General features: G+C 45.0%; 16 protein-coding genes. 9 read left to right on the forward strand and 7 right to left on the reverse strand.

The features are described 5' to 3' along the window. Positions 1-163: 163 nt before the first annotated feature. Positions 164-991 (reverse strand): TorF family putative porin, encoded by an 828-nt coding sequence (locus RJ41_RS04690; protein ID WP_084081757.1) that lies wholly within the window; start codon positions 989-991, stop codon positions 164-166. Positions 992-1,296: 305 nt separating this feature from the next. Between RJ41_RS04690 and rpe the strand changes: the two genes are divergently transcribed. From rpe to RJ41_RS04730, 8 genes are all read left to right on the forward strand, one after another. After that, complete coding sequence (rpe, locus tag RJ41_RS04695; RefSeq protein WP_039217653.1) at positions 1,297-1,974, forward strand: ribulose-phosphate 3-epimerase; 678 nt, start codon at positions 1,297-1,299, stop codon at positions 1,972-1,974. Positions 1,975-2,011: 37 nt separating this feature from the next. Beyond that, positions 2,012-3,019, forward strand: coding sequence for a tryptophan--tRNA ligase (gene trpS / locus RJ41_RS04700; RefSeq protein WP_039217656.1), 1,008 nt, complete (start codon positions 2,012-2,014; stop codon positions 3,017-3,019). Between the two features lie 102 nt (positions 3,020-3,121). Further along, positions 3,122-3,706 carry an anthranilate synthase component II gene (locus RJ41_RS04705; RefSeq protein ID WP_039217659.1) on the forward strand — a complete coding sequence of 195 codons (585 nt, stop codon included), beginning with the start codon at positions 3,122-3,124 and terminating at the stop codon, positions 3,704-3,706. Positions 3,707-3,996: 290 nt separating this feature from the next. Continuing rightward, complete coding sequence (locus RJ41_RS04710) at positions 3,997-5,163, forward strand: HDOD domain-containing protein (protein WP_039217662.1); 1,167 nt, start codon at positions 3,997-3,999, stop codon at positions 5,161-5,163. Positions 5,164-5,692: 529 nt separating this feature from the next. Then, positions 5,693-6,901, forward strand: coding sequence for an aspartate aminotransferase family protein (locus RJ41_RS04715; protein ID WP_039217665.1), 1,209 nt, complete (start codon positions 5,693-5,695; stop codon positions 6,899-6,901). 20 nt (positions 6,902-6,921) lie between these two features. Further along, positions 6,922-7,959, forward strand: a complete 1,038-nt coding sequence (gene astA, locus RJ41_RS04720; RefSeq protein ID WP_014948020.1) for an arginine N-succinyltransferase — start codon at positions 6,922-6,924, stop codon at positions 7,957-7,959. Between the two features lie 13 nt (positions 7,960-7,972). Continuing rightward, entirely contained in the window at positions 7,973-9,442 is a 1,470-nt protein-coding gene (gene astD / locus RJ41_RS04725; RefSeq protein ID WP_039217668.1) for a succinylglutamate-semialdehyde dehydrogenase, read from the forward strand. A gap of 117 nt (positions 9,443-9,559) precedes the next feature. Continuing rightward, positions 9,560-10,366: a DUF1338 domain-containing protein gene (locus RJ41_RS04730; protein WP_039217670.1), complete on the forward strand. Its 807-nt coding sequence runs from the start codon at positions 9,560-9,562 to the stop codon at positions 10,364-10,366. Positions 10,367-10,430: 64 nt separating this feature from the next. On the opposite strand, the gene RJ41_RS04735 is transcribed toward RJ41_RS04730, so the two are convergent. The 3 genes from RJ41_RS04735 to parC all read right to left on the reverse strand — a co-directional run bounded on the left by RJ41_RS04735 (position 10,431) and on the right by parC (position 15,497). Next, a complete protein-coding gene (locus RJ41_RS04735) occupies positions 10,431-12,599 on the reverse strand; it encodes a putative bifunctional diguanylate cyclase/phosphodiesterase (RefSeq protein ID WP_039217671.1) in 2,169 nt (722 codons plus the stop codon). 12 nt (positions 12,600-12,611) lie between these two features. Then, entirely contained in the window at positions 12,612-13,148 is a 537-nt protein-coding gene (locus tag RJ41_RS04740) for a heme NO-binding domain-containing protein (RefSeq protein ID WP_039217672.1), read from the reverse strand. Positions 13,149-13,211: 63 nt separating this feature from the next. Continuing rightward, positions 13,212-15,497 (reverse strand): DNA topoisomerase IV subunit A, encoded by a 2,286-nt coding sequence (gene parC / locus RJ41_RS04745; RefSeq protein ID WP_039217673.1) that lies wholly within the window; start codon positions 15,495-15,497, stop codon positions 13,212-13,214. A 353-nt stretch (positions 15,498-15,850) separates the two neighbouring features. Here parC and RJ41_RS04750 point away from each other — a divergent pair, with 353 nt between their 5' ends. Next, positions 15,851-18,970, forward strand: a complete 3,120-nt coding sequence (locus tag RJ41_RS04750; RefSeq protein ID WP_039217777.1) for a hybrid sensor histidine kinase/response regulator — start codon at positions 15,851-15,853, stop codon at positions 18,968-18,970. Between the two features lie 41 nt (positions 18,971-19,011). Here the strand turns inward: RJ41_RS04750 and RJ41_RS04755 are convergent, their stop codons facing one another. The 3 genes from RJ41_RS04755 to RJ41_RS04765 form a co-directional block, all read right to left on the reverse strand. Further along, positions 19,012-19,707, reverse strand: coding sequence for a DUF2982 domain-containing protein (locus RJ41_RS04755; protein WP_039217675.1), 696 nt, complete (start codon positions 19,705-19,707; stop codon positions 19,012-19,014). Positions 19,708-19,871: 164 nt separating this feature from the next. Continuing rightward, a complete protein-coding gene (locus RJ41_RS04760; protein ID WP_039217677.1) occupies positions 19,872-23,018 on the reverse strand; it encodes an efflux RND transporter permease subunit in 3,147 nt (1,048 codons plus the stop codon). Beyond that, entirely contained in the window at positions 23,018-24,157 is a 1,140-nt protein-coding gene (locus RJ41_RS04765) for an efflux RND transporter periplasmic adaptor subunit (RefSeq protein WP_039217678.1), read from the reverse strand. Before RJ41_RS04765 ends, RJ41_RS04760 begins: the two co-directional genes overlap by 1 nt. Positions 24,158-24,186: the final 29 nt, after the last annotated feature.

Here is a 24,186-nt window from a genome sequence, read left to right on the forward strand (position 1 = left end):
CACCCCTTACACTCGTCTAAAAAGTAGTCTCATTATAATCAAAAGTAGGTAACGAACAAGTTAAAAATGCGTTGCTTTAAAAATGAAAAGCCTAATATATATTAGGCTTTTATTACTCAACGTTTAAGTCAAGAGGCCTGTCCGTTGACCTCTCCCTATAATTTTAGAGTTCGAAATCTACTGAATAACCTACAGTGAATTTCAACTCGTCGTTATCTAATGCGTCAGCTCCAACATCATCTAGGTTAGTGCCGGTCACTGCAAAGCTAAAACCGTCTTTAGCAATAGTTACGCCGTAATCAGCATAGCTATCAGTACCGTCGCCAAAGTTAAACGCATCAACAAAGTCACCGCTGTGATAACCAGCGTGTAGAGTCAACTCAGTGCCGTTCAAAATCTCTGTAGTATAGTCAAGAGATGCGTAGTAAGCCTGGCCAAAGCCGAAATCTTGACCTTCTGCTTCGTCAGCTTCGGTGTGCGCTAGTAGGTAAACTGTTACGCTTACACCACCCATGCCAACTGAGCCGTAGATTTCTGCGAAATCAAATTCTGCTTCAGCGTCGTAGTTGTAGTACAGGTAACCGAAGTCATAAGCAATACCATCAGACTCGCCCGAGTAGCCAAAATATACGTCATGCTCGTATGAGTAAATATCATCTGATGCATAGCTTACGTTCGACGCCCATGTACCTGCATAAAAACCACTTTCGTGCGCATAGTCGATACCGCCTTGAACAGCAGCTTCGTTTACAGTTTGGGTTAGACCACGCCAAATGTAATTGCTGGTCGCGCCAGCATTCGCAGTAAATTCACCCTCTGCATAGCTAGGCATAGCAGTTAGTAAACACGCTGAAGAAATAGCAGCGGCAAGTAGAGTTCTTTTTGTAGATGTTTTCATGTGTGTTCTCCAGTCAAATTCAAACTTGTTGTAATTCGTTTTTTTCTGTCTGTGTTTTCTTTTTGGACTGGGTAACGCAAAGTTGATGCCCATTTATGGTTCATCAAAAAAGTCGACCGAAATAAATTTAAAACATTGAAAAATAATGACTTATTTAAGTGCAATCTCACATCCACAGTTTTTGGACGATCCAATAAACGAACAATAACGCACCAATAAAACGCAACCTCACCAAAGTTGGGCAGCACCGTAAACTAAGGTTACTGGTCTTAAATTTCTGTGAAATTAACCTTGTTGCGTCCTTTACATAGTAAAGAAGCGTGGTTTTGGGTAAACTTTCGCAACCTCAAAACGTAAGTGGCAACGCACCTTGTTGTTTTTGATTTAAAGGACATGTAATGAAACCATTTTTAATCGCCCCATCAATACTGTCTGCTGACTTCGCTAGGCTAGGTGAAGACGTAGAAAACGTGTTAGCCGCTGGCGCCGATGTGGTGCATTTCGATGTAATGGATAACCACTATGTGCCAAACCTTACGTTTGGGCCGATGATTTGCGAAGCGTTGAGAAAATACGGCATTACTGCACCTATCGATGTTCACCTTATGGTAAAGCCGGTAGATGACCTCATTGAGAAATTCGCTAATGCTGGCGCAAGCTATATTAGCTTTCATCCAGAAGCGTCAGAGCACATCGACCGCTCTCTTCAGCTTATTATTGATGCAGGCTGCAAACCGGGTTTGGTATTCAACCCGGCCACACCACTGCACTACCTTGACCACGTTATGGATAAACTGCACCACATTCTTATTATGTCGGTGAATCCAGGCTTTGGTGGTCAAAAATTTATACCTAGCACATTAGATAAGGTACGAGCAGTAAAACAGCGCGTACTAGAAAGCGGCTACGATATACGAATTGAAATTGACGGTGGTGTCAAAGTCGATAACATTCGCGAAATAGCAGAAGCGGGAGCAGACATGTTTGTGGCTGGTTCGGCGATTTTTTCTCAACCCGATTACAGTGATGTCATTGCACAAATGCGCGATGAGCTTTCATCGTTATCAAAAGCTTAATTTTTAACAGAATTTAACGTATTACAGGTAAAAAGAAATGAGTAATAAATCCGTTGTATTAAGTGGCTGTCAGCCTTCAGGACAACTTACCCTTGGAAACTACATGGGTGCACTTAAGCAGTGGGTTTCCATGCAGGACGATTACGACTGTCTATACATGATTGTCGATTTACATGCGATCACCGTAAGACAAGATCCGAAGCAACTTGCAGAAGCTTGTTTAGACGGCCTTTCTCTTTATCTAGCCTGCGGCATTGATCCGCAAAAGAGTACGCTATTTTTGCAATCTCACGTACCAGAGCATGCACAGTTGTCGTGGGTGTTAAATTGTTATGCCCAAATGGGCGAACTAAATCGCATGACGCAGTTTAAAGATAAGTCTGCGAAAAATGAGAACAACATAAACGTAGGCTTGTACAGCTACCCTGTACTTCAAGCAGCAGATATCTTGCTTTATCAAGCCGATAAAGTACCTGTGGGTGAAGATCAAAAACAGCACCTTGAGTTAACACGCGATATAGCAACGCGAGTAAACAACTTATACGGCGACGTATTCCGCTTACCAGACCCTTATATTCCAGAGTTCGGTGCGCGTATCATGAGCCTGCAAGAGCCAGAAAAGAAAATGTCTAAATCAGACAACAACCCAAATAACTTCATTGGTTTGCTGGAAGAGCCGAAAAAGCTGGCTAAGAAGATTAAGCGCGCGGTCACAGACTCTGACGAACAAGCCAACATTTACTTCAACCCGACAGAAAAACCAGGCGTATCAAACCTACTTACTTTACTTTCTCTCGCTACGGGTAAATCGGTAAAAGATCTAGAGCCTGAATATACCGATAAAATGTACGGTCACTTAAAAGGTGACGTAGCAGATGCGGTAGTTTCGTTACTTGAGCCTATTCAAACTCGCTATGCTGAAATTCGCGCAGATAGAGCATATCTAGATGACGTTATGCGCCAAGGCGCTGAAAAAGCATCAGCACGTGCGGCAGAAACGTTGGCAAAAGTTTACAAAGCCGTCGGCTTCATCCCAAAGCCATAAACCGTTGCTTTAGGGCTTAAAATACTAACAGCATGAAGCGTTGATAAAGCGCTTCATGTGTAAAACCCCCATACTTCAGAAATACCAAGGACTAGCACTGCTGTGTTGCTGTTAATTGATAACTTCGATTCGTTTACTCACAATCTTGCTCGCTATTTTACAGAGCTCGGCGCAGACGTCGAAGTTGTGCGAAACAATGCTCTCAGCATCGACGATATTTCGCATATAGCCCCTTCTCATCTTGTTATTTCGCCGGGACCTTGCACGCCTAACGAAGCAGGTATCAGTCTAGCTGCGATTAAACACTTTGCTGGCAAAATGCCAATACTGGGCGTTTGCTTGGGTCATCAAGCAATTGGCCAAGCATTCGGCGCTGAAGTGGTTGGCGCACAAGAAATTAAACACGGTAAAGTGTCAGTATTATCACACGGCAATACGGCCTTATTTAACGGGCTACCTAGTACGTTTAACGTAACTCGTTACCACTCCCTGGTCTTAAACCCTACCTCTTTACCGCCATCGCTACGTGTTGATGCTTGGTGTGAAACGGCTCAAGGCACGAAAGAAATTATGGCGGTTTCGCACATCCACTACCCGATTTGGGGGGTACAGTATCACCCGGAGTCACTACTTACCGAACACGGCCACAATGTGCTTGATGCCTTTCTTCGTGTTAAAACGGTTTAAGTTAGCGAGTTTAGTGCCGATACTTAAAATGCGTAAAGCTTACGCTTGAAGACCGGTAAAACTCGCAATTCACTGATTTTTCGTTTAACTTTTCATAAACTAATTTAGTCACTGTACTGAATTAACGTAATGTCGAGAACTGCATAAGCGATATCAAAAGTTGCCGAGCGAATAAAACACTTTCAAGTTGTAGCTATTATTTCCACCATTAGCATTGCGAAAGTTATAAGGCCCTGATGTACGATAATATAGCCGTTCACCAAAAAGTTATGAGCAGGAGTGCTTTTAAAATGACAATGGGGGCAACCACATCGCCCACGATAGATGATCGTTTCGAAAATATGGTCATATCACCCGAACGCGTTCTTGAAATGCTAGGAAAGCGCAAGGTGGGTCAAGTTAGCTTCGAACAGTCAGAGCAAGGAGACGCGCGCAGACTTTTACTCCACGTTGAGAAAGTTGCAATTGAAAATAAGCGCCTGCAAGAAAAAACCGAAGCCTCTTACCTGGAATCTGTGAGTCATCATCTTCACGAAATTTTGCTTGGTGAACTGACTGAGCAACTGAGTTATACCGACGAACTCGTTCAGAACGTGCTTAACTTACCTGAAAATATCGGCGAACTTTTAGATGCTCTATCGGTAAAAGCATGCTCGGTTTCAAAGTTAGAGCCTATAGCCGCCACCATGCCATGGCTTTATGACGAATTGATAGTTGTTGTAAATACGCCCCAATTCAGACGCAAAGATTCGCGAGGACGGATAATCGTCGTTGAGACGTTGCGCACTGCTTTAAGCTTTTTGGGAATAGAAAACTTGCGCACGCTGATACCTTCATTGATATTAAAGCGCGCTATGCCTCAAATTACTGATCCTTACCCGCTTATCAAGCAAAAGCTAACGCATTACTCAACAGGCGTTGCGCTTACTGCAAAACGCCTAGCTGCAATGAGTGACTTAAATAAGAATCAAGCCTACACGCTAGCAATGATAAGTAATTTAGGCCGCTGTGCTGTAACACGACTTTATTTCAAACTGTTCGATAAGATCCAACTGCATTTACTACAAGAGTGCCAGAAAGACAAAGAGCAAAAGCGTCATGAGGCTTTATTAAAAATTGCGCCGTCGGCCAACCATCTTATCGCTCTGCAACAAGAATTCGCTGATGCGGTGAGTGCAGACATCTTAGAATGGATGCACTTCACACGCCTCCCCATTGCACAGCCAATGCGAGACTGCGCCGATAAGCAGCCCAGTCAACCCAAAACCTTGAGTAAAATACTGCATCAAGCGCGAACTTACACACAAATAAGAATGCTACATCAGCTGAAACTCGTCGACATTAAAGAAGTAAAACCGCTTTTTTCTGAGCAGCGCTATCCTGCGGGTGCACTTGAGAAACTCAAAAGCATGGATATTTTCACTCTTCCGTTGGTAAAAAACGAGGATAAAAGATAGGCTCAGTTTGCTTTTTTTACTCATTTAGACCAAATTACGAGCATAAAAATAAGGCAAACCTTAAATATTTTGTGGATATTCATGCACTCGTTATGCACCTAGTCTAGCAGTCATATTAAATACACTGAATTATTGACTATTACTCAACGACTCGACTGGTTTTAGCGCTACTGAAAGGTAACTTGAGTATCGTCTACTACAGCACGAAAATTATCGTGAAGCATAACAAAACTCCCAAGCGGCGCTTTTCTTGGCGTAAAAAACGATTATTACTAATCGATATAGACCAGTAGTTAATAGTTATTCACTTTTCCTGCAAATTAAGCCACAGTCCTTATAAATAAAGGGCTACAGCCCTTTACATAGAAGACAAATGTTAAAAAAAATGGCATACTGTAAAACAAATCCGATTAGTTTTTACGCGTCCAGTTGATGCTTTTTGTCACTCGGAGTACGAACAAAACGTACTCGTTGATTCTACAAGCAAACTCACATTGTGTGATTGGCGCCCAACGCAGAGGTAACAAAGATGAACGTAACTCGCGCTACATTTGATGATGTAATGGTTCCTAACTATAACCCAGCAGGTATGGTACCTGTTCGAGGTGAAGGTTCGCGCGTATGGGATCAAGATGGAGCTGAGTACATCGACTTTGCAGGCGGTATTGCGGTAAACGTTTTAGGTCACTGCCATCCAGAATTAGTTAAAGCTCTCAATGAACAGGGCAGCAAGCTTTGGCACTTAAGCAACGTGTTCACTAACGAACCAGCCCTTCGTCTCGCTAAGAAACTTAACGATGCGACATTCTCTGACAAAGTTTACTTCGCAAACTCAGGCGCAGAAGCGAACGAAGCAGCATTGAAGCTAGCTCGTCGCTGGGCGCTGGACAAGCACGGTGAAGAAAAAAACCAAATCATCGCTTTCAACAAAGGTTTCCACGGCCGTACCTTCTTTACCGTAACAGTAGGTGGTCAAGCAGCTTACTCTGACGGTTTTGGTCCTAAGCCAGGCGCTGTTGACCACTGTGACTACAACGATTTAGCGGCCTTTGAAGCGCTAATTTCTGACAAAACCTGCGCGGTAATGATGGAACCGCTTCAGGGTGAAGGCGGTATTATTCCACCTGATGTAGATTTCGTAAAAGGCGTTCGCGAACTTTGTGACAAGCACAACGCATTACTTATTTTTGACGAAGTTCAGTCGGGTGTTGGTCGTACTGGTCACCTTTATGCCTACATGGGTCTTGGCGTAACACCTGATATCCTAACAACCGCAAAATCTCTTGGTGGCGGCTTTCCAATTGGTGCCATGCTTACCACAGCAGACATCGCTGCACACCTTAAGCCAGGTACCCACGGTAGTACTTACGGTGGTAACCCACTAGCCTGTGCTGTTGCGGAAAAAGCGTTAGATATCGTGAACCAACCAGAAGTGCTTGAAGGTGTACTTAAGAAAGAAGCCCTATTCCGTGAACTACTAGGTGCTATCAATGAAAAGTACAACGTATTTGAAGAAGTACGTGGTCAAGGCATGCTGTTAGGTTGTGCGTTAAATGAGAAATACCAAGGCCGTGCACGTGACTTCATGATGGCTGCAACGAAAGAGAACCTTATGTGTCTTGTTGCTGGCATGAACGTTATTCGTTTTGCACCTTCACTGGTTATTCCTGATGAAGACATCAAAGAAGGTCTTGCACGTTTTGAACGCGCCGTTGCTGCCGTTGTAAACGCCGAATAATTACAACACGAGTAGCGAACATGAATATCATTCGCCCTATCACGAAGGCCGACTATAACGCGCTTAAAGAAATCGCCGTTGAATCAGGTATTGGCTTTACGTCTTTACCTGTCAACGACGAGTTGCTGCAGCGTAAAATTGATCGTGCAGAAACTGCGTTTAACAAACCAAACGTAACCGAACCTGGCGATGAGTCATACTTGTTTGTAATGGAAGATACCACTACCGGACAGGTAGTGGGAACAACAGGTATTGAAGCGGCTGTTGGTATAGACGATGCGTTCTATCATTACCACCTAAGCAAAGTAGTGCACGCCTCGCGCGAGCTTAACATTCACAACACGGTAGACATTCTAACGTTTTGTAATGACTACACCGGTGTTACTGAAATATGTACGCTGTTTCTTCGCGAACAAGCCCGCGGCGGCATAAACGGCCGCTTCCTTTCAAAGGTTCGATTCTTGTTCATGATGGAGCACCGTGAACGCTTCTCAGAGACAGTTATTGCTGAAATGCGCGGTGTGAGTGACGAAGAAGGACGCTCACCGTTTTGGGAGTGGTTGGAAACCCATTTCTTCTCTATGGATTTTCCTACTGCCGACTACTTAACTGGCATTGGTAATAAAGTGTTTATTGCTGAACTTATGCCGAAGTACCCGATATACGTAAATCTGCTTAGCAAAGAAGCGCAAGAAGTGATTGGCGAAGTTCATGACAAAACACGCCCTGCTCTTCAGCTTCTTGAAGAAGAAGGCTTTTCTTGCCGCGGCTACGTAGACATTTTCGACGCAGGCCCGACGGTAGAAGCAAACTTAAGCCACATCCGCACGGCTCAGTCGAGCTTAAAACTGCCTGTAGTGATTGACGATAGCGCTGCTGCCCAAGGGCAAACGCACTACATCATTAATACATCAGTATCTGATTTTCGTGCAGTTGCCACCGAGATGACGGTAAGCGAAGAAAAGCAAGTTGCCGTACTATCTCGCCAAGCCGCTGCTGCATTGAATGTCAAAGAGGGAGAGCACGTACGCTTCGCCCCCGTTACATTCAGAGATTAAAAGGACACCCACTATGCTACATACACATTTTATCAACGGTGAATGGGTTGCCGGACAAGGTCATGACTTAACATCAGTTGACCCTGCAAAAAACGAAGTGATTTGGGAAGGTAAGTCTGCGACCGCCGCTCAAATTGATGACGCAATTAACGCTGCTCGTGCTGCACTTGTAGCATGGAGCATGAAAACCGTTGAAGAGCGTCTTGAAATAATAAAGGTTTACGGCACTAAGCTAGAAGAAGCTAAAGCGCACCTTGCCAAAGTAATGGCTAAAGAAACGGGCAAGCCAGAGTGGGAAACTGCCACTGAAGTTGGCGCCATGATGGGCAAAATTGGTATTTCTGAAAAAGCCTATTTTGAGCGCACGGGTAACGTTGAAAACCCAATGCCTGTAGGTAAAGCCTTCATTCGACACAAGCCTCACGGTGTTGTTGCTGTATTTGGCCCATACAACTTCCCTGGCCACCTGCCAAACGGACACATTGTTCCAGCCCTTATTGCAGGTAACACAGTTGTGTTTAAACCAAGCGATTTAACGCCTATGGTTGCACAAGAAATGGTGAAGCTGTGGGACGCTGCTGGCCTGCCAGCGGGCGTACTCAACCTAGTACAGGGTGAAGTTGAAACGGGCAAGGCATTGGCGTCGCATAACGATATCGATGGTCTTTTCTTTACGGGTAGCTCGCGCACAGGAAAAATCTTGCACGAGCAGTTCGCAGGTCACCCAGGTAAAATCTTGGCCCTTGAAATGGGTGGTAACAACCCGTTAATCGTAAAAGATGTAGCTGATGTTGATGCTGCCGTACACGACATCGTTCAATCTGCTTTCATTACATCAGGTCAGCGCTGTACGTGTGCACGTCGCCTATTCTTACCAGCCGATGCACAGGGTGATGCAATCCTTGCTCGCTTAATCGAAGTGACCAAGAATATTAAGGTGGGTGATTATGACGCTGAAGATCAACCATTTATGGGCGCAATGATCTCAAGCAATGCCGCTGCTCTTATGGTAAAAGCACAGCAAGAGCTTGAAAACCTTGGTGGTAAAGTACTAGTTCGCCTTGAACAAAAAGACGAGAACAAAGGTTTTGCTACCCCAGGCATTATTGATGTTACTGACATGCTTGCCTCACTGCCTGACGAAGAACACTTCGGTCCACTGCTAAAAGTGATCCGTTACAGCGATTTCGACGCTGCGATTGAAGAAGCTAATAACACTAGCTTTGGCTTGTCAGCAGGTCTTCTTGGCGACAACGAAGAAGATTATCGCTACTTCTTCGCACGCATTCGCGCGGGCATCGTAAACTGGAATAGACCTATCACGGGTGCTAGTAGTGCTGCGCCGTTTGGTGGTGTGGGCGACAGTGGTAACCACAGAGCAAGCGCGTTTTACGCAGCCGACTACTGTGCATACCCAGTTGCATCAGTTGAACTTGATAAAGTTACTATGCCAGGCAAATTAAGCCCTGGTTTGTCGATGTAACTTAAGTTTTTCACGTTATAAAAAGGCCGATGCAACTTTTGTGTCGGCCAGTTTAGTACCAACCCTATAAGAACTATTCGTTTTAAAATAGTCAACGACAGAAAGGACCCTACTACCATGCATAGCAACATCGATACGTTGTTTAGCAACATGTGGGACGATTACGTTACCATCACTCCCTCAGCGCATAAAATTCATGCACTATTAGCGGGTGAAGAAAACACGAACGACATCGTTAACGACCATGTAGCTTTTCGAACTTTTGCTCTTGATAAAACCCGCTTAGACAAGCTTGCTGCGCACTTCTTAGCATTGGGTTATGAAGCTAAAGGCGACTATGACTTTGAAGCGAAAAAGCTTACTGCAAAGCATTTCGAGCACCCTGACGATACTAAACCAAAAGTATTTATTAGTGAGCTTCGTGTAAATGAGCTTTCTGAAACTGCTCAAGCAATTATCAAGAAGATGGTTGATCAAATGCCTGAGTCTGTAGTGGATGCAGATAACTTCTTGTATTCGGGTAAACATTGGGACGTTACTAAAGCAGAATACGACACACTGCTTAACGAATCAGAATACGCGGCGTGGATGGCGGCATGGGGCTTCCGTGCTAACCACTTTACGGTAAGTGTTAATCACTTAACCCGTACTGACGAGCTTACCGACGTAAACACATTGCTTAAAGAAGCAGGCTTTGTGCTGAACACCTCAGGTGGCGAAATTAAAGGTGGGCCAGACGTATTTTTAGCGCAATCATCAACGATGGCTGACCGTGCTGACGTAGCGTTTAGCGACGAGACTGTGGCAATTCCAAGCTGCTTCTACGAGTTTGCACAACGCTATGAAATGCCTGATGGCAAGCTTTACAAAGGCTTTGTTGCCGCATCGGCAGATAAAATCTTTGAAAGCACCAATGCTAAGTAACGAGTCTGCTTAGTCATTAAAAAAGCCCGATAGGGCTTTTTTTGTTTATGCTTAGCTGAAGACATTACCGATTAGGCTCAGTAGTATGCCTTGCCAAGAACTGATCGTAAGGCATTGGTTTATCGAAGTAAAACCCCTGCATTAGCTGAATATCGGCCTGCTCCATGAAAGGCAAATAAGACTCCAACTCTACGCCTTCAGCCACCACATCTATTTGCAAACTCTTTAACATGGCTATCAAACCATTAAATAGCGCATTGGCTTTGCTATCTTGGTGAATACCCTGAATTAAGCTTTTATCCACCTTAACCACTTCAAACTGGAAACTTCGCAAGTAGCTAAGAGATGAAAAGCCACTGCCAAAATCATCCAGAGACAGTCTAAACCCATGATCTCTCAACGTGTTTAATGCTCTAAGTGCTGATTTTTCATCGCGAATAAAGACCGACTCAGTGAGCTCTAGTTCAATAAATTCGGGAGACACATCATTATCCATACAGATAGACATTGCCTGATTTGGAAATTCTGGGTCAAGCATCTGATTAGCGCTGATATTCACAGACAAAGGAATGGCATCACCCTGCTGCGACTCCATTATTGAAATGTAATCACATGCCGCTTCCAGCGCTTGAAGGCCTATGGCACTGTCTAGCTTGTACTCTTCTGCTATAGGAATAAACACTGCTGGCGATACAACACCGTGCAAGCCTGAAATCCAGCGACACAGTACTTCACCGCCCTTTAACTCGCCGTTTAGATCGTATTTACCCTGAATATAGAAATCGAGAAGGTGGTTCTCTACCGTTCTGCGCAAGTCATTCACCATACTGACCTGCTGGGTCATGCTCTCATAGAGACCTGACTCGTAAATAAACGCCTGACCTTTACCCAGCTCTTTCGCACGGTACATTGCGGCGTCGGCACACTGCACCAGGCTTTCTAGGTTATCACTATGTTCTGGAAATTCAGCAATACCAATACTGGCAGACAGCCTAAGCTCCGACGTTTTTACGGTTATGGCGTCTTCTTCTATCTGGCTGATAAGCCGCTCAGAGCGTTCAGCAATTTCCTCAACATTCTGATTAGGCAATACGGCAATAAACTCATCACCACCCCACCTGCCGACTTCCCCTATCGGGCCGAATATGGCAGTAAGGAGCGCTCCTACGCGCTGAAGCTCAATATCCCCTCTTTCATGCCCTGCGTTATCGTTAATTGCTTTGAACCCGTCCAGATCAATAAAGACCAAAATAAAGTGCTGTTCTTTTTGTACTAACCCGGAGATGGACTCACGCAGCGAATTGCGATTGGAAAGGCCGGTTAACTCATCGTGCAATGCCAGTTGACGTAGTTTAGCTTCGTTGCGTTTTCTATCGCTGATGTCGCGCATTGTAGCAATTAAATAAGATGACGTTTGCTGGTAGGTCTCAAACAGAGCCACCGAGATATCGACAACCTTAATTTCGCCGTTTTGCGTCTTCACTTTCGACTCGAAGCGAATTTGTTTATCAAGCGCCAACTGCACTTTATCGACTTTCTCAGCAATGAATATTTGGTTGAAATCCAAACCAATGCATTGCTCTTTAAAAGGCGCAGCAATCAGCTGAATATATGCATCGTTACATTCTGTGATAACAAGATCAGGTGAGAGTACTAACATGGGCTCACGTGAGCTCGCAAAAGCAGAGGCCATTAAGTGAAACGATTGTTCAGCTTTGCGCTGCTGAGTAATGTCTTTTGTGGTGCCAACAATATGAAGCGCTTCACCCGCTTTTCCGCGCTTCAGCACGCGCCCGCGCAGCCTTACCCACTGAAAATCGCTGTCGAGCTTTAAGCGAAAAGAAAACTCTATACGGTCACGATTGCCGTGTAGCGCCATGCTCCAGTGAAACTGCAGACCGTCTAAATCGTCCTCATGTACCCGCTCTAGAAGCTCAATTAAGGTGCCTGACCAGGTAGATACACTTTCAGAATGTAGTGAGAATGAGCGAAATTCCATAATGTCATTCTCTGCCTCCCAATTCCAAAAAGACTCCTGCGACGCCCATAGTGCAAGTTCCAAATCTTTCTGTGCACTTTGGCTTTTTTGAAGCGTAGCATACAAACTTTGCGTCTTTTCTCTCAGCAAAGCTTCGGCTTGCTCTCTCGCATTTCGCTCTCGCTTTAAACGCCTTTCAAGTAACGCAGCACGGTCGCTACCAGAAGGCGTGCTATGCGTTGTTCCATCTGACATAACATGCCTCCGTTAAACGAGAGATATACTAAATTCGTAGGTATGAGGCCTATCTAGTTGATGGGTTTCCCTTTCCAGGGTGCAGTTGTAATGAGCTGCGGCTGCGTCCATCAAGCCTTCTGCTAAAGGATATAATTCTCTTTCAGAATAATACTGTAAGCGCATGGTGTTATCGGTTCTGGATATCACCGTAAATCGGGGTAGGTCGGCGTCTGGGTAGAGCTTCTTAACCTGAACATGAATGTCGCCGTCCAAGTGCTCCAGCATATCCAACATGCCTTCTGTACTGGCTAGCACGTCGCGATGTACTGCACCTAACTTACCAAATAAGTAATAGCCAAAATCGTAGAGTAGCTCGTTAGCTGACTTACCCGTTTTCTCCACCAGCACACCTAACAGGCGTTGCATTTGTTCAAACGGGTAATAGCCCACTGCGGTATAAGCGCCGTCGTTTTCTAACCCAGCTTCCATGATGACATCGTCAGCAAACTCAGGAGAAACTTTCTCCTCGAGCATATCGATTAACGATGTAAAAACTATGCCTAGCATGTAAATTCCTCATCTAATCCCTTTTTGAGTGTAGTTCACCTAAGCATAAGAACAACTTAAACTTTATGACAAATCTTCAGATGTTTCGTCCTTGCTGGGTAAGACAACTTCAACCGTATCAACCCGCTGTAGTCCTCGCGGTAATTTATTCCCTCTTCGGCCTCTTTCTCCCTGATAGTGGGTAAGGTCGTCAGCCGTCAGTGTCATGTTGCGCTTACCGGCTCCCACTTTAATTGCGGCACCATCAGGTACAACAGCAAGCACCTTCACATACTCTTCACGAGACTGTGATTTTGCTGAAGGAATATTGATAAGCTTGTTCCCCTTCCCTTTACCTAAACTCGGTAAATCGCGTAGAGGGAACATGAGCATACGACCTTCGTTTGAAATACTTAGGCACCAATCGGAGTCAGGGTTAGTCACTGGCATGGGTTTCATTACTTTTGCGGCAGTAGGTAATGATAAGTAGGCTTTACCTGCCTTGTTCTTACTCACCATATCTTTAAACGTGCCTACGAAGCCATAGCCTGCATCAGAACCTACTAAGAATTTGCTTTCGTCTTGCGCCATAATGACGTGTTGGAATGACTCGCCACCCACTATGCTGAAGCGGCCTGTTAGCGGCTCTCCCTGACTTCGTGCAGACGGTAATCCATGAGCGTCACAAGAGAAAGTACGACCTGAACTATCCATAAACACGGCAGGCTGATTGCTCTTGCCTTCGGCGCTGGATAAATAGGCATCACCCGCTTTGTAACTTAAACCTTCCGCATCAATATCGTGACCTTTCGCACAACGTGCCCAGCCTTTTTCTGAAAGTACTACCGTTACTGATTCAGCAGGCACCAACTCTTTTTCAGACAAGGCTTTAGCTTCGCCACGCTCAACAATTGGCGAGCGTCTATCGTCACCATATTTTTCAGCGTCTGCAAGAATTTCTTTTTTGATAAGCGTTTTAAGACGGCGATCTGAACCAAGCAACTGCTGTAGCTTGTCACGCTCTGCGGCAAGTTCGTCCTGCTCGCCTTTAATTTTCATTTCTTCCAGTTTGGCTAAGTGACGAAGCTTAAGTTCGAGAATAGCTTCAGCTTGCTTATCACTTAATCCGAAACGGGACATTAATTCAGGTTTTGGTTTATCGTAAGTACGAATAATTTCGATGACTTCATCGATATTTAGAAACGCAATCAACAAACCTTCTAGAATATGCAGGCGAGCTAACACTTTGTCTAAGCGGTACTGCAAACGACGCGTTACCGTATCTTTGCGATACTGCAACCACTCAGACAAGATGGTACGCAAGTCTTTAACCTGCGGACGGCCGTCTAGACCAATCATATTCAGGTTAACGCGATAGTTTTTCTCAAGGTCGGTAGTTGCGAATAAATGCTGCATTAATTGGGTGACATCAATGCGGTTTGAGCGAGGCGTAATCACCAAACGGGTTGGATTTTCATGATCCGATTCGTCTCGAAGATCGCTTACCATCGGTAACTTTTTCGCCTGCATTTGCGCGGCAATTTGCTCTAGTATCTTGGCACCAGACGCTTGGTGTGGCAAGGCAGTTATAACAACGTCACCGTTTTCCTCGCCATATACTGCACGCATTTTTATCGAGCCACGGCCAGTTTCGTAAAGTTTTTGAATATCAGCCTTTGGCGTAATAATTTCAGCTTCGGTAGGATAGTCAGGTCCACTAACGTGTTCTAGCACATCGCTAAGTTCGGCTTTGCTGTTATCCAGCAACATAGCGCACGCATTAGCCAGCTCTCTTACGTTGTGCGGTGGAATATCGGTCGCCATGCCCACTGCGATACCTGTCACACCATTTAAGAGAATATGAGGTAAGCGGGCAGGTAGAACACTAGGCTCTTCTAACGTACCATCGAAGTTTGGTACCCAGTCTACAGTACCTTGTCCAAGTTCATTCAGCAGCACTTCAGAGAAGCGCGAGAGCTTAGCTTCCGTATAACGCATGGCAGCAAACGATTTCGGATCATCCGGCGCACCCCAGTTGCCTTGACCATCTACTAAAGGGTAGCGATAAGAGAAAGGCTGAGCCATGAGCACCATCGCCTCATAACAGGCAGAATCGCCGTGAGGATGAAACTTACCCAGCACATCACCGACGGTTCTCGCCGATTTTTTATATTTGGCGTTTGCACTTAAGCCTAGGTCTGACATCGCATAAATGATGCGTCGCTGAACAGGCTTTAAGCCATCCGAAATATGTGGAAGTGCACGGTCCATGATGACGTACATGGAATAGTTTAGATAAGCGTCTTCGGTGAAACGTCGAAGAGGAAGTTGCTCTACCCCATCGCGATTAATGATGATCTCGTCACTCATGATAGTTTTTTCGTTTTGTTATTAATACCAATAGGCTCGTGCTAGTGAGGCGGTCGTTTATGGGTGGTTTAGCGCACCACATAGTGAATTCACGCGAGCAATAAAGCTATTGTGGGGTAAACCGCAATTGTGTGCAATCCTTGAAAACATTTGTCATAGCATTTGAGCGCTCAAAAAGGCTGTTTAACCTTTGTTCCGTAATAAACTAAACCTAGTGATTAACGGCTGTGGCGCAATATTTTGTCATTACGTACATAGAGTGGTTAAATAGAGAAGGATGAATTTTGCCGTTCAATATTCACCCCAAAAATAATAAAACCTTTATTCAGACGGTAATTAAAGTACAGATTAATATGGCAATATTTCGCGTATTCTCTTTTCTGCTTGTTTTGTTAGGTAGCTTCTTGCCCTCCTGCTTACATGCCCAGCATATCGAGCAGCTTTTTGATGAACAAAGTACGCTTGATTTGTCAGATTCACTGTATTTTTTATTCGAAACTGACTATCAGCTTACCATTGGTGATGTATCAAGAAGGCGAAGCGACTTTTTAATGCATCCACACGACAACCCCAATTTTGGCTTTCGTAATAACGGCATGTGGCTACTTACGTCGGTAACCAATGTTTCGAACGACAAACACTGGGTCTTTTCAATCAACTTTAGCCAGCTGGATAGCGTTGATTTTTACCTAGTAAAAGATGGAAAGGTCATTAGTCAAAGTCATCAGGGAAAAGCACAAAAGGAACAACGTTTTCGCGTGCCGACTTTTCGTGTTGAACTTCCCAACAGCGACCCCGTCGACCTTTACATTCGCATTGAAAGCCATTCATCCAGTCTGATTGCCCCGCTTCGTATTCAAGCTGAACCTCTGCATAGCAGTTACTTTCAGATGGACAGTTTGCTGTGGGGCTTTTTCTACGGTGGCTTACTCATTCTAGCGATTTACAATTTAGCGCTGTTTTTCGGCGTAAGAGAAAAGAGTCTACTTGCGTATGTGGGCTATATACTGGCGGTAATCTTGTGGCAGTTTGTGTGGGGCGGGCATACACACCTATTGTTCACCCAAGGCATTCCATCATTGCTGGTTGGTCATTCAGAGCTAATATTCGTCATTATTGGTATAAGCTCAGGCTTATTTACCATGACGTTTTTAGAAACCGAAAAACATTCCTCCACTGCCCATCCCATTATCAAACTGTTATTGGTATGCCAGGTATTAACAGGGCTAGTGTGCTTTATCAATCTTCTCCCCTCTATATGGAAGAACAACCTTGTATATGGCGTAGGCCTAGTAGCGATTTTGAGCTATATCTGCGCGGGGTTTGAAGCCTTCTTTAATAATTTCAAACCTGCACGCTATTTTATTTTTGCATGGAGCATGCTTGCCACCGGCGCTATTATTGGCATGTTAAGCCTTATCGGCGTTTTGCCCTCTAATGATTTTACTACCTACTGTTTTCAGGTTGGCGTTTTTCTAGAGGCAGGACTTTTCTCTTTCGCGCTTATGGAGAAAAGCAGAGGTCAGCTTGAAAGTGAGGTAGAGCAAGCCACTAACGATTTGCGCAACAATGTTGAGCTTATTGAAGAGCAAAACGCGCGCTTAGACATTGCGCGGAAAGATGCGATCAAAGCCAGCAATGTGAAGTCTCAGTTCCTAGCGAACATGAGCCACGAAATTCGAACTCCACTTAATGCGATACTAGGTTTCAGCAAAGAACTCAACAACGCGCCCTTGCCAACAGATCAACAAGAGCAAGTGCGAATCGTCAATACCGCCGCTGAAAACTTGCTCACTATAGTTAACGATGTTCTCGACTTTTCAAAAATTGAAGCCGGTAAATTGCAAATAAACAATCAACCGTTTTCGCCCAATAAATTGCTCGAAGAGATGGTCACCATCATGGCTAAATCTTCGCACAGTAAGCGTATTGAATTCGTTTTTGACTTAAACCCGCTACCTGAAAAGCTTATTGGCGATGTGTTTCGCATCAAACAGGTGCTAAATAACCTGCTCAGTAATGCATTAAAATTTACATCCAGTGGAGCCATTACATTCTCAGCAAGTGGGCGCTCGTTAGCGCACGGCATCCACGAGTTGAATATTACCGTTGAAGATACGGGTATTGGAATTAGCCGACAGGACAGGAAAAAGCTGTTTAACGCTTTTTCACAAGTAGATGATGCACTTAATCGCAATTATCAAGGTACAGGTTTAGGCCTTGTTATAAGCAGAGAGTTAGTTCGCCTAATGAATGGCGACCTTACCCTTAAAAGTGTTCTTGGCCAGGGCTCAACTTTTAGCGTATCCCTTCGCATGAATCAGTTAAGCCAAAAGTATTCGCTGACAAGTAGCAACGATTGGAAAGGGAAAAGCGTTGTGATATTCGATCCCATTCCTGCAACCCGTCGCTCAAGCGCTAACATGTTATCTATCTTAGGCGCGAATATCATTTCAGTGGAGTCTTTGGACTACTTAGCTACACTAGATGGTCAATATGACTTTTTCATGGCAACGGTACCGGTAAGTAAAATGTCGCTACGTGATACTTTTCTTAGCCGGTTTGTACAATTCCCGGCTCAAAAGCGCATTCTCTGGTATTCTGGACCCGAACCGTTTGCTCAATATCCCAGCCTTTCGCAACATTTCCATTCCCAAGTGCGCATGCCCATTACCTTGACTAAATTAGATAGTTTGGTGAATCAGCACGCGACACCGGCAAAAAATGCGATGCAGGAGAAGATTGGTAGCCTTCCCAGTGTAAAAATATTAGCCGTTGATGACATGGAAATGAATTTAAAGCTCCTGCATACATGGCTTGATCATTCACCTGTAGAGCTAATTACGACAATTAGCGGACAAGACGCCGTTAACCAGTGTCAAACACAAGAGTTCGACCTGATTTTGATGGACGTTCAGATGCCGGGGATGGACGGTATACAAGCTACCAGAGAGATTCGGAAGTCCCCTATAAATATGGGCACGCCCATCATTGCCGTTACTGCTCATGCTTTCAAAGAGGAACAGGAGCGCTTACTTGCTTCTGGTATGGATGACTACCTACCCAAACCCATTGAAATAGATTTGCTAATTAATCTTATTAAGTCATGGTGTCACAATATTGAACCAGGAAAAATTGAACTGCCCTCTGTCGATTGGCAGCTCGCATTAAAGCGTGCTAATCAAAATCAAGATACAGCAAGAGAGATGTTAGATGGCTTCGTAGCTATGCTACCAGAATGTATCTATACGCTTTCGACACTTTGGCAAAAACAAGATTACAACGAACTTAAAACCGAAGTGCACAAGCTACACGGTGCGTGTTGCTATACTGGCCTTCCACTTATGCAGCACCTTGCACATGAAACCGAAAGTGCGCTTAAACTAGGTCAACATAACCTTGTGGATGAGCATTTACCTGCACTTATCGCGGAAGCCGAAAAAATATTACGAGAGAGTAAATCTGGCCTTTAACGGCGCGTTTTTTACACTTCGAGTAAAGCGTGTGTTTCTGATTAACTGTCTAGGGATGACTGACGTGTTTGCTGACATTGGGCAATTAGCCTAGCAAATTCGCTGGCTTCTCTGTCTAACTCTGAACTTGCGATAAAAATGTCAAAACCCAGCCTTTTTCTTAGCTCTACCATGCGGTGTGCTAGCATGGCTTTGATTCCCTTAATAACGGTGCCGTCCTCCATAACATACTGTTTGTCATCAAACATTGATTGTTCATAGCAACTCCCCGATGCGCACCCCTCATCAGTATTTTGCATTAACAAAGGTCGTTGCTCCATGAGTAAATGGGTCGCAAGCCTTGGTGAAATAGTATTGAGGAAATCTGTATAGCTTTTCAGTTTAAAACCGATTGTTTCTAGAGGAACATGGTCAAGTCCATGCCGCACACGGGGGCAATCTGCACGCTGTAAGTTGTCCCAATGAATACGCCAAGAGCCAAGGCGATGACGATAAGTGATATAGTCTTTTGCGATTTCCAAGCTGTAGTCTGGCTCGCGTATTTTGAAGTAGCCGACCAGCAAACACACCAACGCTGCGCTTGTCAAAAAGATACCCGCTAAGAACAACCAGTCTGGTAGAAAGGCCAGCCATAGCGCTGCAATAAACAGACCTACGCAGCCCAATACAATGCTAGTAATGCCATTACTTTTCGATGAAGCTCGAATATAGATAGGTTCAACATTAGTGCCAGACATACAAATACACCACCAACATAATTACAGCCCAAACAATATAGAGTCTAATGCGTTTGCATTTCACGCAGTCAGTATGCCACCAGCGCAATATTGGGTTTGATTTTCGCATACGCTAACAACACTTTCTTATACGCCTGTTAAAGAGGGATAGTTTAACCGTAAAATTAAGCTAATGTGTGATTTCTATAACGATATCGTTGAAATGCTGCCACTATTGTCGGGGTAAACACCAAAGATAAAATAACAGAAAAGCCTACGCCACCAGCAAGCACAACAGCCAGCGGCGGCCAAAAGCTCCCTTCACTGAACAACAGCAGCGGTATTAAGCCACCCACAGTAGTAAAAGTAGTGGATAAAATATGTCGGCTACAGCTCATGGTTTCTTCAACGATGGCTTTGGTATCGCCTTGCTTAGCTTTGGGGTTAGCGTTAATCGCGGCGATAACGACTATCGAGCCATTTATTGCAACGCCGATAAGCCCTGCACAACCAAGTAAAGGGTTAAACCCAACTGGCAAACCAGAAATCCACAAGCTAAACATTCCTAGTCCTACAGAGAGAATAGCAACTAGCGCGATTACGCCAGCCATGCGTAGGCTAGTAAAGGTTAAAATGAGCGTGGTCACCATTAGCACTAATAAGACTGGGGCATACGTCGCAAGTTTACCTAACGCCTGCTGCTGTTCATCTGCATCACCGGCCAAGTGGATCCTATAGCCCTCTGGCAATACCAGCCTACTCTCAAGCAAATCTCTTAGCTGATTACTAGCGTCAATTGCCGGTACACCAGGAAGCAAAAAGGCTTGGATGCGATTAAGTCGTTCTCCGTCTACACGGGTAATGCTGCTGGTTGCAGGCTGTAGTGTTAAATTACTCACTGCGGCCAAAGGAGACCAAGAAATAGCATTATCGCCGGTTACAGGGATAGGCATAGCATCCACACCCGTTACATTTTGCCTATATGCCTCATCAAGTCGCACTCTAACGGGAATTTCCTCTGTACTTTCAAGCACTGAACCGCCAGTAATCCCCGAGAAGTTAATTTGCATCTGATTGGCAAGCTCAGAAAGGGTTAAGCCGAGGTGAGACAAGTTATCGCTGTCTGCATTTATTTTAAGCTCAGGTTCACCCATTGAAATACTGGTGATCGACTGAGATATGCCGTCAACTTGTGACATCAGCATACGCACCTTATCACCTAGGTCGTTCAGTATATTAAGATCGGGGCCGAAGATTTCAACTTCAACCGGCGCGGCAATGGGGGGCCCCTGTCCAAAGGCTCGTACTACAATTTGTACTTCAGGGTACTCACTATCAAGGGAATGCTGAAGATTACCTACTAGCGCTACGGCGTCTTCTACCGTGTGTGTCGATACAACAGCATTTGCAAAGTACGGCATATTGTCACGGGTCATCATTTGATTGTAATAAACTGACGGTGCTGATCCGCCCACCAACCAACTGACTTGCTTCACCCCTCGCTCGTCACGAATAGCGGTATCAACCTTTTTAACATATTGAGTCGTGTTATCGATGCTGCTTCCCTCTTTCGTCCACAGGTAGACTTCAAACTGATCCCTATCTGCACTTGGGAAAAACACGTTAGCGAGTGTTGAAGACAGCACAAAGCCGGACAAGCAAAGTAAGGCTATAACCGGCAGCACTAAAACAGGCTGCTTTATCCAGCGACCTAATTGTTTCTTGAATGCTAGGCTTAGCTGGGGAGCTTGCAATCCAACTTTCCACCAAGGCTTTGATACGATTTCGGAGGACGAGTCATTGTGGTGCTTTGGTAAAAATCGAGCGGCTAACGCAGCGATTATCGTCAATGAAATAAACAGCGAACCAATAAGCGCCATAACCACACTAATCGCAATAGGCCCTACGAAATCCCCTATATTCCCATCAAGCAGAAAAATAGGCATAAAGCCAAGAATGGTAGTGAGTGTTGACGCCAATAACGGCGCAAATAGGTGAGATACACTTTTAGCCATTGCTCCCACCCGAGTTAAGTTGGGATCTTGTAGATTAATGCGTATTTCATCGGTGATCACAATGGCGTTATCAATAAGCAAGCCGATAGCGATAATCATCCCAAAAATTGACATTTGATGTATCTGCTCGTCATAAAAGCTTAACGAAAACAGGGCAAAGGCCGCACACAATGGCAGTGCTAACCCCACAATCCACGCCGCTCGAAATCCCATAAACAATAGAATGACCATCATGACAACAGCACACCCCATAAGCAGGTTCATCGACAAGTCAGCCAAGCGGTTTGCCGTATATTCGTTTTGCTCAAATGCCACAGTAGCGGTCAAGGTGCCGCTAAAATCTTTATTAAATTGCTCAACAACCGCTAACGCATTTTTAGTCCACACATCAGAACGTAGCGAAGGCTGCATACGGGCTGCTACGAAAATTGACTCTTCACCGTTTAAAAAGGCTACCTCGCCTCTCGGTGTGGTGTAACTGCGCTCTACCGACGCCACATCTTCTACCCTCAAGTAGCGGCCCTGCGCGTTCATCAAAGGAATTGACGCTATCATATTGACGCCATTTAACCCTTCTCCCACTGTGAAGCGCACGTTGCTCTGCTCGGTGTTCAGCATGCCAGCGGGCAACTTGGGATCGGCTCGGCTAATTGTGTTGCTTACCTGCTGCAGTGTAAGCCCTGTGGCGGCAAGCTTAATAGGGTCTATACTGACACTGATTTCTTCCTGCGGTGCGCCGTATACACGCACGAGTTCAGTTCCATTAACGTTGCGAAGGCGGTCTGTCAGTTCTTGGGCCAATCGAGCAGTGAGTGTAATAGGGGTATTTTCAAAATGGTCGGCACGTACAGAAAGCAATAAGGTGAAGGCAGTTGCCCCCCGTTTTTCGTCAAATATTGGGGCCATTGCGCCTTGTGGAAAAGACTCAGCGGCTGCACCTATTGCATCGCGAATTTCACTGAATAGCTGCTCGTTGCTTTTGTTATTAATCCAGTCCTGAGTCTCAATTAAGATAATAGAAATACCTGCACGAGACGTGGATTTTACTTCCTTGATCTCAAATATTTCTCTTAACCTGTCTTCCAACACATCGCTGACTAAGGCTTCAACCCGCTCGGCTGATGCTCCTGGGTATTGAGTGATGATCAACGCATTTCTTGTATCTATTCGAGGGTCTTCGATACGTGGCAAAGAGCCCAATGCTGATAAGCCTGCGGTGATTAAAATCAACAAGCTTAAAATCAGCAAATGGCCACGTCGATAAAACAGCGTGTACCAAGGATAGGGTTTATCGGTGTCGACATTGAATGACTTCATTAACGCGCCCCAGCTTGCTGTTGACTGGGAATGGCTACCATCTGCCCTGGCGCTAATTTATGCGTCCCTTCATCAACATATATATCACCGTCTTCAAGTGCGCCGCGAACAAACGCCTTGTTACCGTCGGTGTATACCACTTCTACCACACGTGCTTGCAAGGTGGCGTTTCCTTCTTTTGGTAACACAAAGACACGCCATAGCCCCCTAAGCCCATTACTTAATGCGTTAACTGGAAGCCATGCGCCAGTTTCAGAATGAGAGCGGAACGCAGACAAAATGGCCATATCGCCGGGGCGTACACGTTCATTGCTATTAAGGGTAACAAGGATATCAACGGTTCGAGTTTGCACGTTGCGCGTGGGGAGGCGCTGAGATACCGTCCCTGCTACATCTAGATCTCCAACGCGTACAAGCACAGGTTCATTTACGTCAAATTGCTCTACAACGTCAGCGGGCACCGCAAAGCGCGCTTGGTAATTTTCACTGCTTGTAATACCAAACACAGGACTGCCTGCACTCACCACACTGCCTTCATCGAAAAAGCGGCGATTGACTACACCATCGAACGGTGAAAAAAGTGTGGTTTTTCTTATCTCCACATTAAGAGATTCGAGGGCGGCTTGCATCTCACTCAATTGGGCTTTCGCAACATTTAAATTCGCTTTTGCTTCATCTAATCGTTGTGCGGATTCTAGCTTTTTTTCTACCAATGACTTGGTTCTATCGCTGTTTACATTCGCAAGAGCAAGGTCAGCATTTGCGCGTTCAATTGCAGCTTGAAGTTCTCTTTTTCTCGCAGTAAGACGCGCAATGTCTTGTTGCGCAAGCATATCGCCTTTCTTTACTACATCGCCTTCTTCTACGAGCATGCGGTTAACTTGACCTGCGACATCAAAAGACAAAGACGTTGCCTTAGGTGATTCAACTAAACCAAATACGTTAACAGGTGTTTCAAAGCCTGATTGAATTTTTACCTGGCCAGTGGAAACTGTTGCGGGCAACCTTGCCTCTGGCGCTTGCGTTGCGTTACCCAAACCGGCCGTCATTAAAAGTATCACTAATGCTGCAGTAAAAGCGGCAATCGAAATTATTAACGTGAATTTACCACTTTTAGTTGGCGTATTTGCAGCAGTCATAACAGTTCCTTTAACCAATTTAGCGAATG

The organism is Alteromonas marina (genome assembly GCF_000808575.1).
GTDB lineage: Bacteria > Pseudomonadota > Gammaproteobacteria > Enterobacterales > Alteromonadaceae > Alteromonas > Alteromonas marina_A.